Here is a 14,891-nt window from a genome sequence, read left to right as displayed (position 1 = left end):
TGTGGCGGGCCACTGCACGGCAACCGGTCCCTCACCCGTTTCTCCCCGGGTGGGGGCCGGTTCGCGGTGGTGGCTCCCGGCGACGGCCCCGGTGTCCGTTTCGCGGTGACCGGAGGACGGTGAGTTGTCGCACATACCCACCAGTACGGCAACCGATTGCCATCCCGGCTCGTGCTCTATCGAAATGCCCCCATGCATCAATCGAATGGAGCGCGACATGCGACGCACCGCAGTCGGTGTCGGCGTGGTCATGGCCCTGTTGGCCACCGGGACCACCGCCGCACACGATCCGGACGGCCAGCCGCCCCCCGACAACGGTTCCCCGACCGACACGATCCCCCTGGTCACCGGTGACCGGCTCGCACCCCGGCCGGAGGGCGGATACACCGTCATCGCCGCCGACGGCGCCCGGCCCGGTGGGTACCTCTCCTACTCCGGGCCCGACGGCGCACCGCTTCTGGTGCCCGCCGAGGCCGCCGAGGACGTCGCCGTCGGACGCCTCGACCACCGGCTGTTCGACCCCGCCTGGCTGGCCGGGCACGGATACGCCGGTGCCACCGAACTCCCGCTCCGGATCGAGGACGCCTCGGGTACCCGGCGGGAGGACGTGCCGGTGGACGACGCCGAGGAGTTCTGGAACGACTGGACCGAGACGGCCGACGCCTCACCGGACGCCCGCCTGCTCCTCGACGACGCGGTCGCCGAGGTGGAACCGCTGTCGGCCACCGAGGACGAGGGCACCGAGGTGACCGTCCACTTCGCTCCGCCGGAGGGACAGCCCTTCGACTCCGCCCAGATCAACCTCCAGCACGTCGAGACCGGCGAGACCTGGTACATCCGCGGCGGGACCGAGGGCGTCGGCACCGGCGCCCTCCCGCAGGGCGAGTACTACGGCATCGCCCTCATCGAGTCCGTGCTCGACGGCGGCGGCACCGGCTTCGCGCTGGTGTTCCAGCGTCTCAAGGTGGGCGCCGAACCCGTCACCGTCGACGTCGGTGGCGACCGGCTCCAGCAGCTCACCTTCGACACCGGGCGGCGCGGCGTCGAACTGCGGGCCATGGAACTGCGGCTCCAGATGAACTACGCCGTGTCCGGTTCCTCGATGAGTTTCACGGTGATCCAGTCCGGACCGCACCGGTACTACACGACCCCGACCGACGAGAAGGTCGTGGACTTCGCCGCCCGGCCGCTGCTCACCGACGCGTTCGACGCCGAGGGCCTGACCGACGTGCAGTACAACCTGGCGTTCTGGCAGGAGTCGGGCATCCCCGAGGACCTCGACTTCGTCACGAAGGACTCGCAGTTGGCCAGGCGCACCGTCGAGTACGCCCACACGGGTGTCCCCGGTCTGGTGCTGCGCGAGGACTACGCCCGGCTGACCCCCACCAACAACTCCGCCTACGTGGTGCCGCAGGTGCCGGTGGCGTTGCCGTCCACCCGGACGGAGTTCTTCACCGCCGACCCGGCGGTCGAGTGGCACCGTGGCGCCCAGGTGTACGGAACCTCCGATCCGGACCGGACGTCGCGGTACACCGGCAGTCTGCGGCCGGGTCGCGGCACCGAGACCTGGGGCGGCGGACCGCTCGGTCCGGCGCTCGTCCCGACGGTCTACCAGTACGCGCTGAGCCGCAACGAGGACCGCATCCTCGGGGTGGCGCCGTTGTGCTCCAGCCCCGAGGGCTTCGAGTACGGGCACGCGACCGCCGTGGGCGAGGCCGTGCTCTACCAGGACGGACAGGAGATCGCCCGGGACACCTGGCGACCGGAGGCGGTGTCGATCGCCATCCCGGAGGGCCACCGCGAGGGCGGGTACACGCTGTCGGTGTCCGTCCACAAGCAGCAGCCGTGGGCCGGCCTGGAGTGCCGGTCCCAGGCGGAGTGGACCTTCGAGTCCGCGACCACCTCGGACTACGTGCCGCTCGACCTGTCGGTGGTGCGTCTCGACGCGACCGGGGTCCGCAACGGCGAGGCCAGGGCGGGCGTCCCCCAACTGGTGACGCTGAACGTGGAACGGCAGGGCGACCAGGCCCGCACCCGGTCCCTGGGCTTCGAGGTCTCCTACGACGACGGCGCCACGTGGCAGCGGGTGCCGGTCGTCCGGCTCGGTGAGACCGGTCTGGCCGCGATCTGGCCGCCGCGCGGCGCGGACAACGTGTCCACGCGGATCACGGCCACCGATGACGCGGGCAACTCCGTGACTCAGACCGTGGTCGACTCCTACCGGCTGCGCTGACCCGTCACCGGCCGCCCCGTGTGAGAGCGGGGCGGCCGGTGACGTCCGTCCGCGATTCCGGCGGCCCCGCCGCCGGCCGGTCGATCACGCCGACTCGCGTGTCGTGAGATCCCGGTGCGCCGGCGAATACCCGGGTTCCCGTCTGGCACCCACTAAACGATAAGTTTCCGTACTATAAGGGCGCGCCGGGTGTACTCTCCACCCGGCGCGTACCCCTGTCGGCCGGACGAAGGACCTCCCCATGCCGCAACCCGCATCAGCCCGTCGCCTGCTGGAAGTGATCGCCCTGGACGCCGTCGACGCCGAGGCGGCCCAGCGGGGCGGTGCCGACCGGCTGGAACTGGTCACCGACATGGCCGCCGACGGGTTGTCGCCCTCCCCTTCGACGGTCTCGGCGATCAAGGCCGCCTGCGACCTGCCGGTGCGGGCGATGGTGCGGGTGAGTCCCGACTTCCTGGCCGCCGACGTACCCCGGTTGCGCGACCGGGCCGCCGCGTTGGCCGACGCCGGAGCCGACGGACTGGTCATCGGCTTCCTGACCCGCGACGGCGGCCTGGACGTCGACGCGATGACGCAGGTCGCCGCCGCCGGCGGAGTCCCGTGGACCTGCCACCGGGCGGTCGACCACGCCGCCGACCACCGCGCCGCCGTGGCCCGCGCCGCCGCCCTGCCCGGCGTCGACCAGATCCTCACCGCCGGATCCCCCGCCGGACTCGCCGAGGGCGCCGCGCGGGTCGCCGAGTGCGCGGCCGCCGCGCCCGTCATGGCGGGAGGCGGACTCACCGAACACCACGTGCCCGGCCTGCTCGCCGCCGGCGTCACCGCGTTCCACATCGGTTCGGCCGCCCGCGACGACTGGGACTCGCCCGTGGACCCCGCCCGGGTCGCCGGATGGCGCGCCCTCCTCGACCGCTGACCGTCCCGGTCGGTCCTCCTGAGACGGTCACGGTGCCGCCCCGCCGTCTCCCGCGTCGTGGAAGACCCGCGGCGACGGGGCAACCTCTAGGCTGTCCGGCATGTCTGAAGACCTCGCCAACCGGGTGTACGCCGTCGTGGAGAAATCTCCCGTCGTCGACGGCCACAACGACCTGCTGATCCGGCTTCGCGGCCTGAACCGCTACGACTTCGACGCCACCGACCTCACCCTGGACCAGTCCCCCCTCGGGCTGCACACCGACCTGCCCCGGCTGCGGGCCGGTGGCGTCGGGGGCCAGTTCTGGTCGGTGTTCGTGCCGGTGACCCTGGCCGGGGAGTCGGCCGTCACCGCGACCCTCGAACAGATCGATGCCGCTCACCAGATGATCGAACGCTACGACGCGCTGCGGTTCGCCGGGAGCGCCGACGACGTCGAGGCGGCGGTGCGGGACGGCCGGATCGCTTCCCTGCTGGGAATGGAGGGTGGCCACTCCATAGGGGACTCGCTGGGGACGCTGCGCATGATGTACCGCCTGGGTGTGCGGTACATGACGCTCACCCACACCAGCAACACCGCCTGGGCCGACAGCGGCACCGACGAACCCGCCTCCGGCGGGCTGAGCCCGTTCGGGCACGAGGTGGTGCGTGAGATGAACCGGCTCGGGATGCTCGTCGACCTCTCGCACGTCAGCCCCGACACGATGCGGGCCGCGTTGGCGACCAGCCGGGCACCCGCGTTCTTCTCCCACTCCAACGCGCTCGCGCTGTGTTCCCACCCCCGCAACGTCCCCGACGACGTCCTCGACCTGGTCCGGCAGACCGACGGCATCGTCATGGCCACCTTCGTGCCCGGCTTCCTCACCGAGGCGGGGCGGGAGTGGATGGACGCCCTGGAGGCCGCCGAGGGCCGCACCCCCGCGCAGTGGGAGGACGACAACGCCAGCGAGGAGGCGTACCGGGAACGGCGCCGGCGGCGTGAGGAGTGGCTGGCGGAGAACCCCTGCCCGCCGGTGTCCTCCGCCGACGTGGCCGATCACGTCGAGTACATCCGGGACCGGGCGGGCGTCGACGCGGTCGGTATCGGAGGAGACCTCGACGGCATCGCCACCACGCCGACCGACCTCACCGACGTCGCCGCCTATCCGCGACTGCTGGAGGAACTGGCCCGGCGCGGCTGGAGCGACGCGGAACTCGCGAAACTGACCTACGGGAACGTGCTGCGGGTACTGCGGCGCACCGAACAGGTCGCCGCCCGGCTCGCCACGGAGACCGGGCCGTCCCACGCCACGATCGACGCACTGGACGGCCCTGCGGGTGGGGACGCCGGCCGCTGAGACGCGACCGGCGTCCTCGGTCAGGTGGTCAACCGGTCGCGCAACTGCCGGTAACCGCCGGCCTCGGCGGCCAGCCACGCCGGATAGTCCGAACCGGACGGCACCTTGCGGAACGCCTTGCCCCGCCTGACGTCGGCGATCACCGGGGTGGCGCCCGGGCACGCCTGCGGCATCGCCGCCGCCGCGATCCACAGCATCGCGGCGGCGTCGGCGGCCGGGAGCGGGTCGGCCTTCAGGTAGAGGAACATCGCCTCGGTGCGGCCGTCCGGCAGCCGGTACGCGAGGTGCGGCGTGACCTTCACGGTGAGGCCGTGGTCGTGCCACCGGCCGGTCTGCACCTTGACGTGCTCGGTGCCGGCCAGCTGCGGGAGCAGTTTCCGCCAGCCGTCCACGACGGCCTGGTAGTTGCCGCGCCGCGACGGAGGGGCCTCCGCGAGGGCGTGACGGAGCACCGCGAGGTCGTCGCCGCTGCGCCGGCCCGCCAGGATCGCGGACAGGATGCGGCGGTAGAAGTCGCGGGCGGGACTGTATGGTTCGAGGGCTTGGGAGATGTGACGGTTGGCGACGTCGACCCGGGCGGCGCCCCGGGTGCGAAGGTAGTCCACGAAGCCGTTGAGGGGGAGTTCGATCGCTGACATCGGGCCTCCAGACGAATGGGAGTAACCGGTCGGTACAGCGAATCTATCCCCAGGGTATGACAGTTTTCGCTGCTCGGCGCGGGTGTCCACCGGCTCGAAATGTTGTTAACCTTCATTGGTCAGGTGAAGGCGTGTAGGAAACCAACGGAGGCGGATGTGGGCGACACCAACACGGTGGCGGCGAGTTTGCGGGGACTGGCCACCGAGGGCGCCGACCCGCGGTTCGCCGACATCGACAAGCTGACCCCGCTGGAACTGGCGACCGTCATGAACGACGCGGACGCCGAGGTGCCCGCCGCGATCCGGCCGCGCCTGCCGGTGATCGCCACGGCGATCGAGGCGATCGTCGCCCGGATGGCCGACGGCGGACGGCTGCGTTACGTCGGCGCCGGAACCGCCGGCCGCATGGCCGTCGTGGACGCCTCCGAATGCCCCCCGACCTTCTCCACGCCCCCCGAGCTGATCCAGGCCATCCTCGCCGGCGGACCCGACGCGATGACCAACGCCACCGAGGGCGCCGAGGACGACCGTGACGCGGGTGTCGCCGCCATCGCCGAACACCGGATCGCGCCCGGCGACGTCGTCGTCGGCGTCACCGCCAGCGGCCGGACCCCGTTCGTGCTGGCGGCCGTCGCCGAGGCCCGGCGTCGCGGCGCGTTGACTGTGGGCCTGTCGTGCAACGCCGGTGCCGAACTGTCCGCCGTCGCCGAACACGGCATCGAGGTGGTGGTCGGCAACGAGGTCGTCGCCGGATCCACCCGGTTGAAGTCCGGCACCGCGCAGAAGCTCGTGCTCAACATGATCTCGACCATCACGATGGTCCGGCTCGGCCACACCTACGGCAACTACATGGTCGACATGCGGGTGCTCAACGAGAAGCTGGCCGCCCGCGCCGCGAAGATGGTCGCCGACATCACCGGTGTGGACGTCGCGCGCGCCGCCGAGACGCTGGCGGCCGCCGACAACCACGCCAAGACGGCGATCCTCATGCTGGAGGCCGAGGTGGACGCCGACACCGCGCGGTCGTTGCTGGCGGCCGCCGGCGGACGGCTCGCCGCCGCCATCGCGCAGGCGGGCTGACCGCTTTCCGGAGTGGAACGGGACGGACGCCGATGGTGACCCGTCCCGTCCACCGCGTGGGCGGGACGCCGGTCAGGTGCGGCGGATCTCGATGTCGCCGCCGGAGGTGCGGGCCTTCACCTTGACGGTGGAGTCGCCCGGATCCGGTTCGCCCGTCTCGTCGAGGTGGTTCCGGATGGACCCGAACCCGGTCTGCACGTCGAGCAGCGCGGCGGTCCCCTCCGGGACGCCGACCTCTATGCGGCCCATCGAGGTCTTGAGCTCCACGGTGCCCGCGCTGACCTCGTCGATCGTGATGTTCCCCGTGGAGGTGGTTGCGACGACGTCGCCGCCGGCGCGGGCGACCACGATGTCGCCGTCGGTGCGCAGCCGGATCGATCCGGCCTCGTCCACGACGAGACGGCCGGCCCCGGTCCTGAACTCGCACGTGTCGAGCCGGCCGGTCGTCGTCAGGTTGAGGATGCTGCCGTACCCCTTGGCGAACAGGCTCGACCCGGTCGGCAGGGTGATCGCGACGTCGACCGACAGGCTCCTGCCGGTCGGCCCGATGTACTTGCGGAACGTCGGCCCCTTGACGCTGACGGTGCCGCCGGACGACTCCGCGCGGGTCTCCGCCGCCGCCGTCACGTCGGCCTCGTCGTCGGGGTCGGTGGGTGTCACGGTGACGACGGTGTCGGTCCGGTCCTCCGCGGTGACGGACAGGTTGCCGAGCATGACGCCGATCTCGACGCGGACCGGCCGGGGCGTGTGGAATGTGGGCATGTCATGTCCCTTTCGAGTGTGAGGTGGCGGTGCTCAACGCACCCAGCCGGTGAGGCGCTGCCTGCCGCCGGAGACGACCCGAGCGGTACCGGGACCGCGCGCTTCCAGTACGGCCGACGCCGCGCGTACCAGCCAGGCGTTGATCGACCGGCCCTCCGTGTCGGCGGCGGATTCGATGCGCGCCTTCAGCCCTTCGGACAACCGCAGGTTTATCCGCGTCATCGGGCCGTCGTCGGCATCCGGCGGCACCACTGTGGTGCCACCGGGCTCGGTGGTCTCGGCGTCGGGGGCGGCGGCCCCGGGCGGCGGCGTGACCGCGAAGGACGGTTCTCCGCCCCGCAGCCGCACCTCCACCGCCCCCGGGGAGAGCTCCCGTGTGATGTCGTCGGCCGCCGCCGAGAGTGCGTCCAGCAGTGTCAACCTGATGGTCGGGGCCAGTGCCGAGGCCATCCGCTCGGCGACCGCACGGTGCCGGCCGTCGGGGTCGGCGGCGAGCGCGAGTTCGCGTCGCGCCCGCTCCACAAATGGTTCCAAGTCCATGGTGCCATGGTGGCACAACATCGGTGCCATGACAAGTGGAGTGGCACCAGATCGGTGACGCCGGTGCCCCGCGAGGCGCCGCGCGCGGAGTCACCGGAAAACGGCTTGCGCGCGCGGCGCCGGCCTGGAATGCTGTGGTGCGATGTCCGATCGCGTCGGCCGGCACCGGTGCGCGACATCCACCCTCCGCGACCGCGGACGGGTCGAACGAGAGGAGGCGATGACCGTGATGGTTGCCGTTTCCGTGCTGCGTGCACTTCACAGCGCGCACCCATCGTTCCCCGTTTCGCCTCCACCGGTGAACGCCTGAACCACCGCACGGCCCGCATCGAGGGCCGTCCGCCCGGCGTCTCATCCACCGGTGGGCTCTGGTCAAGGAGACCCCGAAGTGTCACAGCACGACACGTTCATGCGTACCCGCAAGAAGTCCCACCGCCGTCTCGACGCCGACGACCTGGCGTACGAGGCTGAGGACCACGACTACTACCGGTCCTTCTTCGACGAGGAGGACGAGGACGCCCCGGGCGGGGACGGCCCACCCGAGGGTGACCGCTGGTCCATCTGGGACCAGTCCGAACCGTTGGAACGCGGCCCGAAACCGTACCCGGAGTGGCTGGTCACCGAGGCCGCCGCCGTCGACCACGAACTCGGCATCCTCAAGACCGGCAAGGAGGCCGACGTCTTCCTACTGGAACGCGCCGTCCCCGGCACCGACCGCAGCTGCCTGCTCGCCGCCAAGCGGTACCGCAGTTCGGAGCACTCCATGTTCCGCCGCAACGACGGATACCTGGAGGGCCGCAGCGTCCGCGACTCCCGTGAGAGCCGCGCGATGGCGAACCGCACCCAGTTCGGCAAGGAGGCGATCGCCGGACGCTGGGCGAACGCCGAGTTCGACGCGCTTCGCCGGATGTTCGAGGCCGGTGTCGCCGTCCCGTACCCGGTGCAGATCTTCGGCACCGAGATCCTGATGGAGTTCATCGGGGAACCGGACGGTACGGCCGCGCCCCGGCTCGCCCAGTTGCGGCCGGACGCGACCGAACTGGCCGACCTGTGGCGGCAACTGTCCGACAGCCTGTCGATCATGGCCAGGGACGGATTCGCGCACGGCGACCTGTCCGCGTACAACGTGATCGTCCAGGACGGGCGGCTGGTGATCATCGACGTTCCGCAGATCATCGACGTGATCGCCAACCCGCGTGGCGCGGAGTTCCTGCGCCGCGACGTCCGCAACATCGGCAACTGGTTCAAGGCGCGGGGCCTGCCCGAAGAACAGGTGGAGGAGCTGGCCGAGGAACTGTGCCGCGACGCACGAATCCACTAGGTCGCGTCACGAGACGTGTGGCGGTCCCGGTCACCCGGGCCGCCACACGGTCACCCGCGCCGCCGGAGCGCCGTCAGCCCTCCGGCCACAGTGGCCGGACCTCGCCGACCGGCTCACCGCCGCCGTACAGGACCGTGCGGTCCAGCTGCGCCAGTATCGTCTCGTCCAGTTCCAGGCCCGACAGGTCCAGCGTGCGCAACGCCGCCACCGCCACCGGGACCGCCGCGCGGTGGGCGCCGTCGTCGATCTTCACCGCCACCGCGCCCACACCGGGGATGCCGATGGCGGCGACCCCCTCGGCGCCGCCCTTCACCAGGGCGGAGGGCACTGCCCGCATCAGCAGGGTGTCCGCGCCGCGGGTACCCGACACCAGTTCCGGATGCGCTCGCATCGCGTCGGCCACCCGGCGCTCCAGGCCGCCCGGTTCCGCCGTGACGAGCGACAGGAACGCCTTGGCCAGACCCAGCAGCGGGAACGCGTACAACGGCGCGCCGCAACCGTCCACACCGGTCGCCGCGACGTCGTACCCGGTCAGGTCGGTGACGGCCTGCCGGTTCGCCTTCTGCAGCGGATGGTCCGGTTCCAGGTAGTCGTGGATGGACCAGCCCGCGGAACGGCACGTCGCGAGCATCGCCGCGTGCTTGCCCGAGCAGTTCATGAGCAGCCGGGTCGGTCCGCCGCCCGCCGACAGGACCGCGTCCCGCGCGTCCGGGTCGATCGGGAGGTCCGGGGGACACGCCAGGTCGTCGGGAGTGAGCCCGGCGCGCAACAGGATCCGGCGGATGCGCGCGATGTGGAACGGCTCGCCGCGGTGACTCGCCGACGCGACCGCGAGATCGGCGTCGTCGGTGAGGTCGAGCCCGCACCGCAACGCCCCCACCGACTGCATCGGCTTGTTCGCCGAGCGGGGGAACACCGGCGCCTCGAAGTCGCCGGCGGTGGAGTGCACCGAACCGTCACCGCGCAGCACCACGACGCTGCCGCGGTGGACTCCCTCGACGAAACCGGACCGGACCACTTCGGCCAGCAGGTCGCCGCCCTGGTAAACCTCACTCACGGTATGAACCTAACCGGCGCCGTGGTGGCAGTCGAGTGAATGTGCGCACTTTAACCGCGGATCCGCAACAATTCCCGGGCTGCGGGAATGTCCATCGCGGGTCGCTGCGCGAGTTCCGCGACGGCCGCCGCCCGGGTCACCAGTTGCGCGTTGCTCTCCACCGGCTGCCGCCGCGCGAACGAGACGGTGTCCTCCATGCCGACCCGCAGGTGGCCGCCCGCGGCGAGCGACGCGAACATCACCGGCAGGGTGGCGCGGCCGATCCCGGTCGCCGAGAACGTGGATCCCTCGGGGAGGTGACGGCGGGCCGCCTCCGCCATCGCGACGACGGTCTGCGCGTCCCCGGCGCCGCCGCCCGGGACGCCCAGGACGAAGTCGACGTGGACGTGGCCGCCGAACGGCGGGCCGTGCCGGTCCAGGAGCCGTTCCAGGTTCGCGAGATGACCCAGGTCGAAGATCTCGTACTCCGGCACCACCCGGAGGTCGCGCATCTTCTCGTGCAGGTCGACGATGAAACCCCACCGGTTCATGAACACGTCGTCACCGAAGTTGACGGTGCCCATCGTGCAGGACGCCATGTCGGGGGCGGCGTCGAGGACCGCCAGGCGGGGCGCCTCCCCGTCGGACACCGCGCCGCCGGTCGACAACTGCACGATCAGGTCGGTGGACTCCCGCAGCGCCGCCACCGTGTCCCGCAACCGCGCCTGGTCGAGCGTCGGCGCGCCCGCGTCGTCGCGGATGTGGACGTGGACGACGGCGGCCCCGGCGGCCTGGCAGTCGACGGCGGTGGCGACCAGCTCGTCGAGGGTCACCGGCAGAGCGGGCACGTCGGACTTGGCGGATTCGGCGCCGGTCGGGGCGACCGTGATCAACGTGGAGGCGGTCATAGCGTCCGATCTTGCCAGGCGCCGCCGGGCGCCGCGTGCCAGGTCGCCGTCGGGTTCCGCCGCCGCACGCCGGTCACCGGTGCAACACGAACTCCACGACCTCCTGCGGCGACTCCCCGGGCGGCACGTTCAGCATGGTGAACCGGAGCGAGTCGCCGGTCGCGGGGTCGCAGTGGATCCGCCAACCCCACGACCCGTCGGCGTATCGGCCCGCCAGCCGCAGCTGACCCCCCTCGACGGAACCGGTGAGCCGCATCCAGTGCGGCTGCTGCGCCCACGAGTCGATCCAGTCCGCCGCGATCCCGCCACCGGTCTCGGCGGGGGCGATCAGGAGCAGGCCGTCCTGCGGCCGACCGTCCTCGTGCCAGTGGTAACGCAGCGTGTGACCGTGCCCGGCGACCGGCGTCGCCGTCGCGGTCAGCCGCGACTCCCGGTAGGGCTCGTCGGGGGTCATGCGCAGCCGGTGAACGCCTTCCCAGTCACCGGCCGCGCCGTCGAAGAACTCCGTCACCTCGGACATGTCGTCTCCTCACGTCGAAACGTGACGCTACCCGTCGGGTACGACGTCACCCGCCGTGAACCGTCAACGCGACGCACCAGGCGACGAGCGACGCGACCACCGCGACCGTGCGGATCAGGTGCCAACGGTTCCAGGCGGGCTCGAAGGCCGCCCGCACGCCCGCCGGATCCTCGTCCCCGGCGTCGCGCAACGCGTTGTTGAGCGGGACGTTGACGCCGGCGGTGATCCCGAAACACACCAGGTACAGCGCCAGGGCCGCCAGGGACCACCAGGTGACGGCCCCCGGACCGGTCACCCAGGTGAGGACGACCGCGAGCAGGCCCAGCGGTACCGCGCCGGTGAAGCAGCCCAGAAACCACCGGTTGAGGATGGCCTCGTTGACGTGTCGCATGGCCATGGTGAAACCGGAGTCGTCGAGCCGGGCCAGACCGGGCATCACCGCGACCGCGAACGCGAAGAACACCCCCGCGGTGAGGCTGGCGGTGACGGTCGCGGCGATGAGCGCGACGTGCTGCATGGTCGTCATGGTCGTCATCCTCCCCTCAGCCCCACACGCCGGTGGCGGCGGTGCGGCGGGCGTAGTCGTCGAAGTCGCGGGCGGGCCGGCCGAGCAGTTCGGCGACCGTGTCCGTGGTGTGCGAGTTGCGTCCGTCGAGGACGGTGGTGAACAGCGCCGTCAACGGCTCCGCCTGTTCGGCGGGCACCCCCGCGTCCACAGCGGCGCGCAGGTACTCCTGCGGGCTCACCGGCAGATACCGGACCGGGCGGGCGAGGACGCGCGTGAGTATGTCGGCGACGTCGGCGAACCCGAGCAGTCTCGGGCCGGTCAGCTCGTACGTCCTGCCGTGGTGGCCCGGTGCGGTCATCGCCGCCACGGCGACGTCGGCGAGGTCGTCCACGTCGACGAAGGGTTCGGTGACGTCGCCCGCGGGCAACGCGATGACGCCCTCACGCACCGGATCGACCAGGAAGTGTTCGCTGAAGTTCTGCGCGAACCAGGCGGCCCGCAGCACCGTCCACTCGGCGCCGCTGCGGTGCAGGCCGCGTTCCGCCTCGGCGGCGGCCGGTTCACCGCGACCCGACAGCAACACCAGCCGCCGCACCCCGGCCCCGGCGGCCAGCTCCGCGAACTCGGCGATCTGCGCGGCGGCGCCCGGGAACGCCAGGTCGGGGTGGTAACTCAGGTACGCGGTCGTGGCGTCCTCGACGGCGCCCGGCCAGGTCGCCGGGACGTTCCAGTCGAACGGGACCTCCGTCGACCGGGAGACCGGACGGACCCGGTCCCCGTGCGCGGCGAGGCGTTCGGCGACGCGGCGGCCGGTCTTACCGGTGCCGCCGATGACGAGGTGAAGTGTGTTCATGTGACGATCAAACCCCGGACCGATGAGACTCACAATGGTCCACGATCCAAGGTTCATACGTGAACGTCTACGCTGTGGGTGTGGACGTGTTGACCGGTTTCCTCGACGGGCCGCGCGCCCGCGACGCCTTCCTGTTGCGGGCGTCGCTGCGGCCACCGTGGTGTGTGGACATCCGCGACCGCGCACCGTTGAGCCTCGTCGCGGTCGTGTCGGACGAGGCGTGGCTGCTGCCGGAGACCGGGCCGCCCGTCGGCCTCGCCGTCGGCGACGTCGCCCTGGTGCGCGGCCCGGCACCGTACCGCTGCGCCGACGACCCGGCCACGCCCGTGCAGGCGATCATCCACCCGGGGCAACGCTGCACGTCGGTGGACGGCCGGGAACTCCTCGGCCCGGTCACCGGCGAGGCCGGCGAATGGGGCTTCGGCGGCGTCCGGACCTGGGGCAACACCTCCGGTCCCACCAGCCTCCTCGTCGGCACGTACCCGGTGGACGGCCAACTCGGCCGCGCCCTGCTCGACGCCCTGCCACCCATCCTGAAGATGTCCGCCACCGACTGGGACTCGCCGCTACTCGCGCTGCTCCACACCGAGATCGGACGGGAGGCCCCCGGCCAGCAGGCGATGCTGGACAGACTGCTCGACCTGGTGCTGATCGCCGTCCTGCGCGCCTGGTTCGCCCGCCCGGACTCGGACGCGCCGCGCTGGTACCGGGCCATGTCCGACCCGGTGGTCGGGAAGGCGCTGCGGCTGATCCACGAATCACCCGCCACGTCCTGGACGGTCGCGTCGCTGGCGGCCGCGGCCGGGGTGTCCCGCGCCGGGTTCGCGCGCCGCTTCACCGCCCGGGTCGGAGAGCCCCCGTTGACGTACCTCACCGGGTGGCGGCTCGCCGTGGCCGCGGACCTGTTGCGCGGCACCGACGCCACCCTGAGCGCGGTGGCACGGCAGGTCGGGTACGGCGGCCCGTACGCGCTCAGCGCCGCGTTCAAGCGGCGGCACGGTGTCAGCCCCGGGCGTTACCGCGCGGAGGTCACCACAGGCCCGGAATGAGCATCCGCGCCACGACCGCCAGCATCGCCAGGTTCGCCAACGCGAAGAACAGCAACCACACGAGCGCCGGCACCGGGGTGATCCCGGCGAGCTGGTCGGGGTCGGAGTGACCGTCGCGCCTGCCGCGTCGCTGCCGGTGGACCTCCCACACCGGCCGGATCGCGCCGAACGACATCAGCCACACACCCAGGTAGGCGAGGGTCGCCTGCACGTCCGCCGGCGCCCACCACGCGACGGCGAACACCACCGCGCCGGTCACGAGCATCGCCAGGACGCCGTACAGGTTCCGGATGAACACCGCCATCGCCACCAGGAGCAGCAGGCACAGCCACAGTGACAGGACGACCCGTCCCGATCCGACGAGCCACGCCAGCAGCAGACCGAGCACGGCGGGGGCGAGATAACCGGCCAACAACGTCAGTACGGCGCTGAGTCCGCGCTCCCGGCCCCGGGTGAAGGTGACACCGGAGGTGTCGGAGTGCAACCGGATGCCGTGCAGCCGACGGCCCGTCAGCAGCGCGACCAGGGCGTGGCCGCCCTCGTGGGCGATGGTCACCGCGTGACGGACCCGCCGCCACACCACGTCCACGGCCACCGCCAGCAACGCCACCACCGCGGTCGCGACCACGATCGGCGTCGGGGGAGCCGCCTGCAGACGGAACAGGTGATCGAACAGGGTGCTGATTGTCTCCACTGGGGGATCCTTCGACGCGTCGAAGCGGCGAGCGTACCCGATCACCGCCAACCGGGCGACCCCTGCGGCCGAGGCCGTTACGGGGTGTGCGTCTCGGCGCGACGGGCGTCGGGCCGCTGCATGAGCGCCGACAACGCCGGAAGCAGCGACCGGCCGTGCCCGCTCAACGAGTACTCCACACTCGGAGGAACCGTCGGGAAGACCGTACGGACGACCAGGCCGTCCTCTTCCAGACCGCGCAGCGTCCGGGTCAACATGCGTTGGCTGATCCCGTCGATCTCACGGTGCAGGGCGTTGAACCGCCGCGCCCGCCGGGCGAGCAGGCACAGCACCGCGGGCGTCCACCGCTCCCCGAGCCGCCGGAGCAGCCCGGTGACCGGTGCGGAGTGATACACGTCTCCGGTGATCCGGTCGGCGTGGGGCGTGGCCTGAGAGGGAACACCCGTGTGCGTACCTGACAACGAACTGCCTCCTTGTGGGAATCCCGACCCGGTACCGAC

At 71.8% G+C, this 14,891-nt stretch carries 16 protein-coding genes; 6 read left to right on the top strand and 10 right to left on the bottom strand.

Annotated elements, in window-relative coordinates:
- Positions 1–217 precede the first annotated feature (217 nt).
- The 3 genes from LX16_RS20035 (at position 218) to LX16_RS20025 (ending at position 4,482) form a co-directional block, all read left to right on the top strand.
- On the top strand, positions 218–2,233 hold the full coding sequence (locus LX16_RS20035) for a hypothetical protein (protein WP_147141433.1): 2,016 nt from the start codon (positions 218–220) through the stop codon (positions 2,231–2,233).
- A 241-nt stretch (positions 2,234–2,474) separates the two neighbouring features.
- The gene (locus LX16_RS20030) at positions 2,475–3,149 is read left to right on the top strand and encodes a copper homeostasis protein CutC (RefSeq protein WP_147141431.1); all 675 of its coding nucleotides are present in this window, start codon (positions 2,475–2,477) and stop codon (positions 3,147–3,149) included.
- A gap of 100 nt (positions 3,150–3,249) precedes the next feature.
- Positions 3,250–4,482 (top strand): dipeptidase, encoded by a 1,233-nt coding sequence (locus LX16_RS20025; protein WP_147141428.1) that lies wholly within the window; start codon positions 3,250–3,252, stop codon positions 4,480–4,482.
- A gap of 20 nt (positions 4,483–4,502) precedes the next feature.
- Here the strand turns inward: LX16_RS20025 and LX16_RS20020 are convergent, their stop codons facing one another.
- Positions 4,503–5,120: a hypothetical protein gene (locus tag LX16_RS20020; RefSeq protein WP_147141425.1), complete on the bottom strand. Its 618-nt coding sequence runs from the start codon at positions 5,118–5,120 to the stop codon at positions 4,503–4,505.
- Positions 5,121–5,276: 156 nt separating this feature from the next.
- Here LX16_RS20020 and murQ point away from each other — a divergent pair, with 156 nt between their 5' ends.
- Entirely contained in the window at positions 5,277–6,200 is a 924-nt protein-coding gene (murQ, locus tag LX16_RS20015) for an N-acetylmuramic acid 6-phosphate etherase (RefSeq protein WP_244615912.1), read from the top strand.
- Positions 6,201–6,272: 72 nt separating this feature from the next.
- Here the strand turns inward: murQ and LX16_RS20010 are convergent, their stop codons facing one another.
- Positions 6,273–6,962: a DUF4097 family beta strand repeat-containing protein gene (locus tag LX16_RS20010; protein WP_147141419.1), complete on the bottom strand. Its 690-nt coding sequence runs from the start codon at positions 6,960–6,962 to the stop codon at positions 6,273–6,275.
- A 33-nt stretch (positions 6,963–6,995) separates the two neighbouring features.
- Positions 6,996–7,502, bottom strand: a complete 507-nt coding sequence (locus tag LX16_RS20005) for a hypothetical protein (protein WP_211354638.1) — start codon at positions 7,500–7,502, stop codon at positions 6,996–6,998.
- A 388-nt stretch (positions 7,503–7,890) separates the two neighbouring features.
- Between LX16_RS20005 and LX16_RS20000 the strand changes: the two genes are divergently transcribed.
- On the top strand, positions 7,891–8,823 hold the full coding sequence (locus LX16_RS20000) for a serine protein kinase RIO (RefSeq protein ID WP_244615911.1): 933 nt from the start codon (positions 7,891–7,893) through the stop codon (positions 8,821–8,823).
- Between the two features lie 73 nt (positions 8,824–8,896).
- Here LX16_RS20000 and LX16_RS19995 read toward each other — a convergent pair whose 3' ends face one another.
- From LX16_RS19995 to LX16_RS19975, 5 genes are all read right to left on the bottom strand, one after another.
- A complete protein-coding gene (locus LX16_RS19995) occupies positions 8,897–9,880 on the bottom strand; it encodes an asparaginase (RefSeq protein WP_147141414.1) in 984 nt (327 codons plus the stop codon).
- 50 nt (positions 9,881–9,930) lie between these two features.
- On the bottom strand, positions 9,931–10,767 hold the full coding sequence (locus LX16_RS19990; protein ID WP_147141411.1) for a beta-keto acid cleavage family enzyme: 837 nt from the start codon (positions 10,765–10,767) through the stop codon (positions 9,931–9,933).
- A gap of 73 nt (positions 10,768–10,840) precedes the next feature.
- Positions 10,841–11,287 carry a DUF1579 family protein gene (locus LX16_RS19985; RefSeq protein WP_147141408.1) on the bottom strand — a complete coding sequence of 149 codons (447 nt, stop codon included), beginning with the start codon at positions 11,285–11,287 and terminating at the stop codon, positions 10,841–10,843.
- 46 nt (positions 11,288–11,333) lie between these two features.
- The gene (locus tag LX16_RS19980; protein ID WP_147141405.1) at positions 11,334–11,813 is read right to left on the bottom strand and encodes an anthrone oxygenase family protein; all 480 of its coding nucleotides are present in this window, start codon (positions 11,811–11,813) and stop codon (positions 11,334–11,336) included.
- A gap of 16 nt (positions 11,814–11,829) precedes the next feature.
- The gene (locus tag LX16_RS19975; protein ID WP_147141402.1) at positions 11,830–12,648 is read right to left on the bottom strand and encodes a Rossmann-fold NAD(P)-binding domain-containing protein; all 819 of its coding nucleotides are present in this window, start codon (positions 12,646–12,648) and stop codon (positions 11,830–11,832) included.
- A gap of 80 nt (positions 12,649–12,728) precedes the next feature.
- Between LX16_RS19975 and LX16_RS19970 the strand changes: the two genes are divergently transcribed.
- A complete protein-coding gene (locus tag LX16_RS19970) occupies positions 12,729–13,697 on the top strand; it encodes a cupin domain-containing protein (protein WP_147142061.1) in 969 nt (322 codons plus the stop codon).
- On the opposite strand, the gene LX16_RS19965 is transcribed toward LX16_RS19970, so the two are convergent.
- Both LX16_RS19965 and LX16_RS19960 read right to left on the bottom strand, forming a co-directional pair.
- Positions 13,678–14,391 (bottom strand): M50 family metallopeptidase, encoded by a 714-nt coding sequence (locus LX16_RS19965; RefSeq protein WP_147141399.1) that lies wholly within the window; start codon positions 14,389–14,391, stop codon positions 13,678–13,680. The two genes, LX16_RS19970 and LX16_RS19965, sit on opposite strands and share 20 nt — an antisense overlap.
- Positions 14,392–14,468: 77 nt before the next feature.
- On the bottom strand, positions 14,469–14,852 hold the full coding sequence (locus LX16_RS19960) for a winged helix-turn-helix transcriptional regulator (protein ID WP_244615909.1): 384 nt from the start codon (positions 14,850–14,852) through the stop codon (positions 14,469–14,471).
- Positions 14,853–14,891: the final 39 nt, after the last annotated feature.

Origin of the sequence: Stackebrandtia albiflava (assembly GCF_007994225.1) — a bacterium.
GTDB lineage: Bacteria > Actinomycetota > Actinomycetes > Mycobacteriales > Micromonosporaceae > Stackebrandtia > Stackebrandtia albiflava.
The sequence above is the reverse complement of the archived record's forward strand: the minus strand, read 5'-3'. Positions and strand labels throughout refer to the sequence as shown.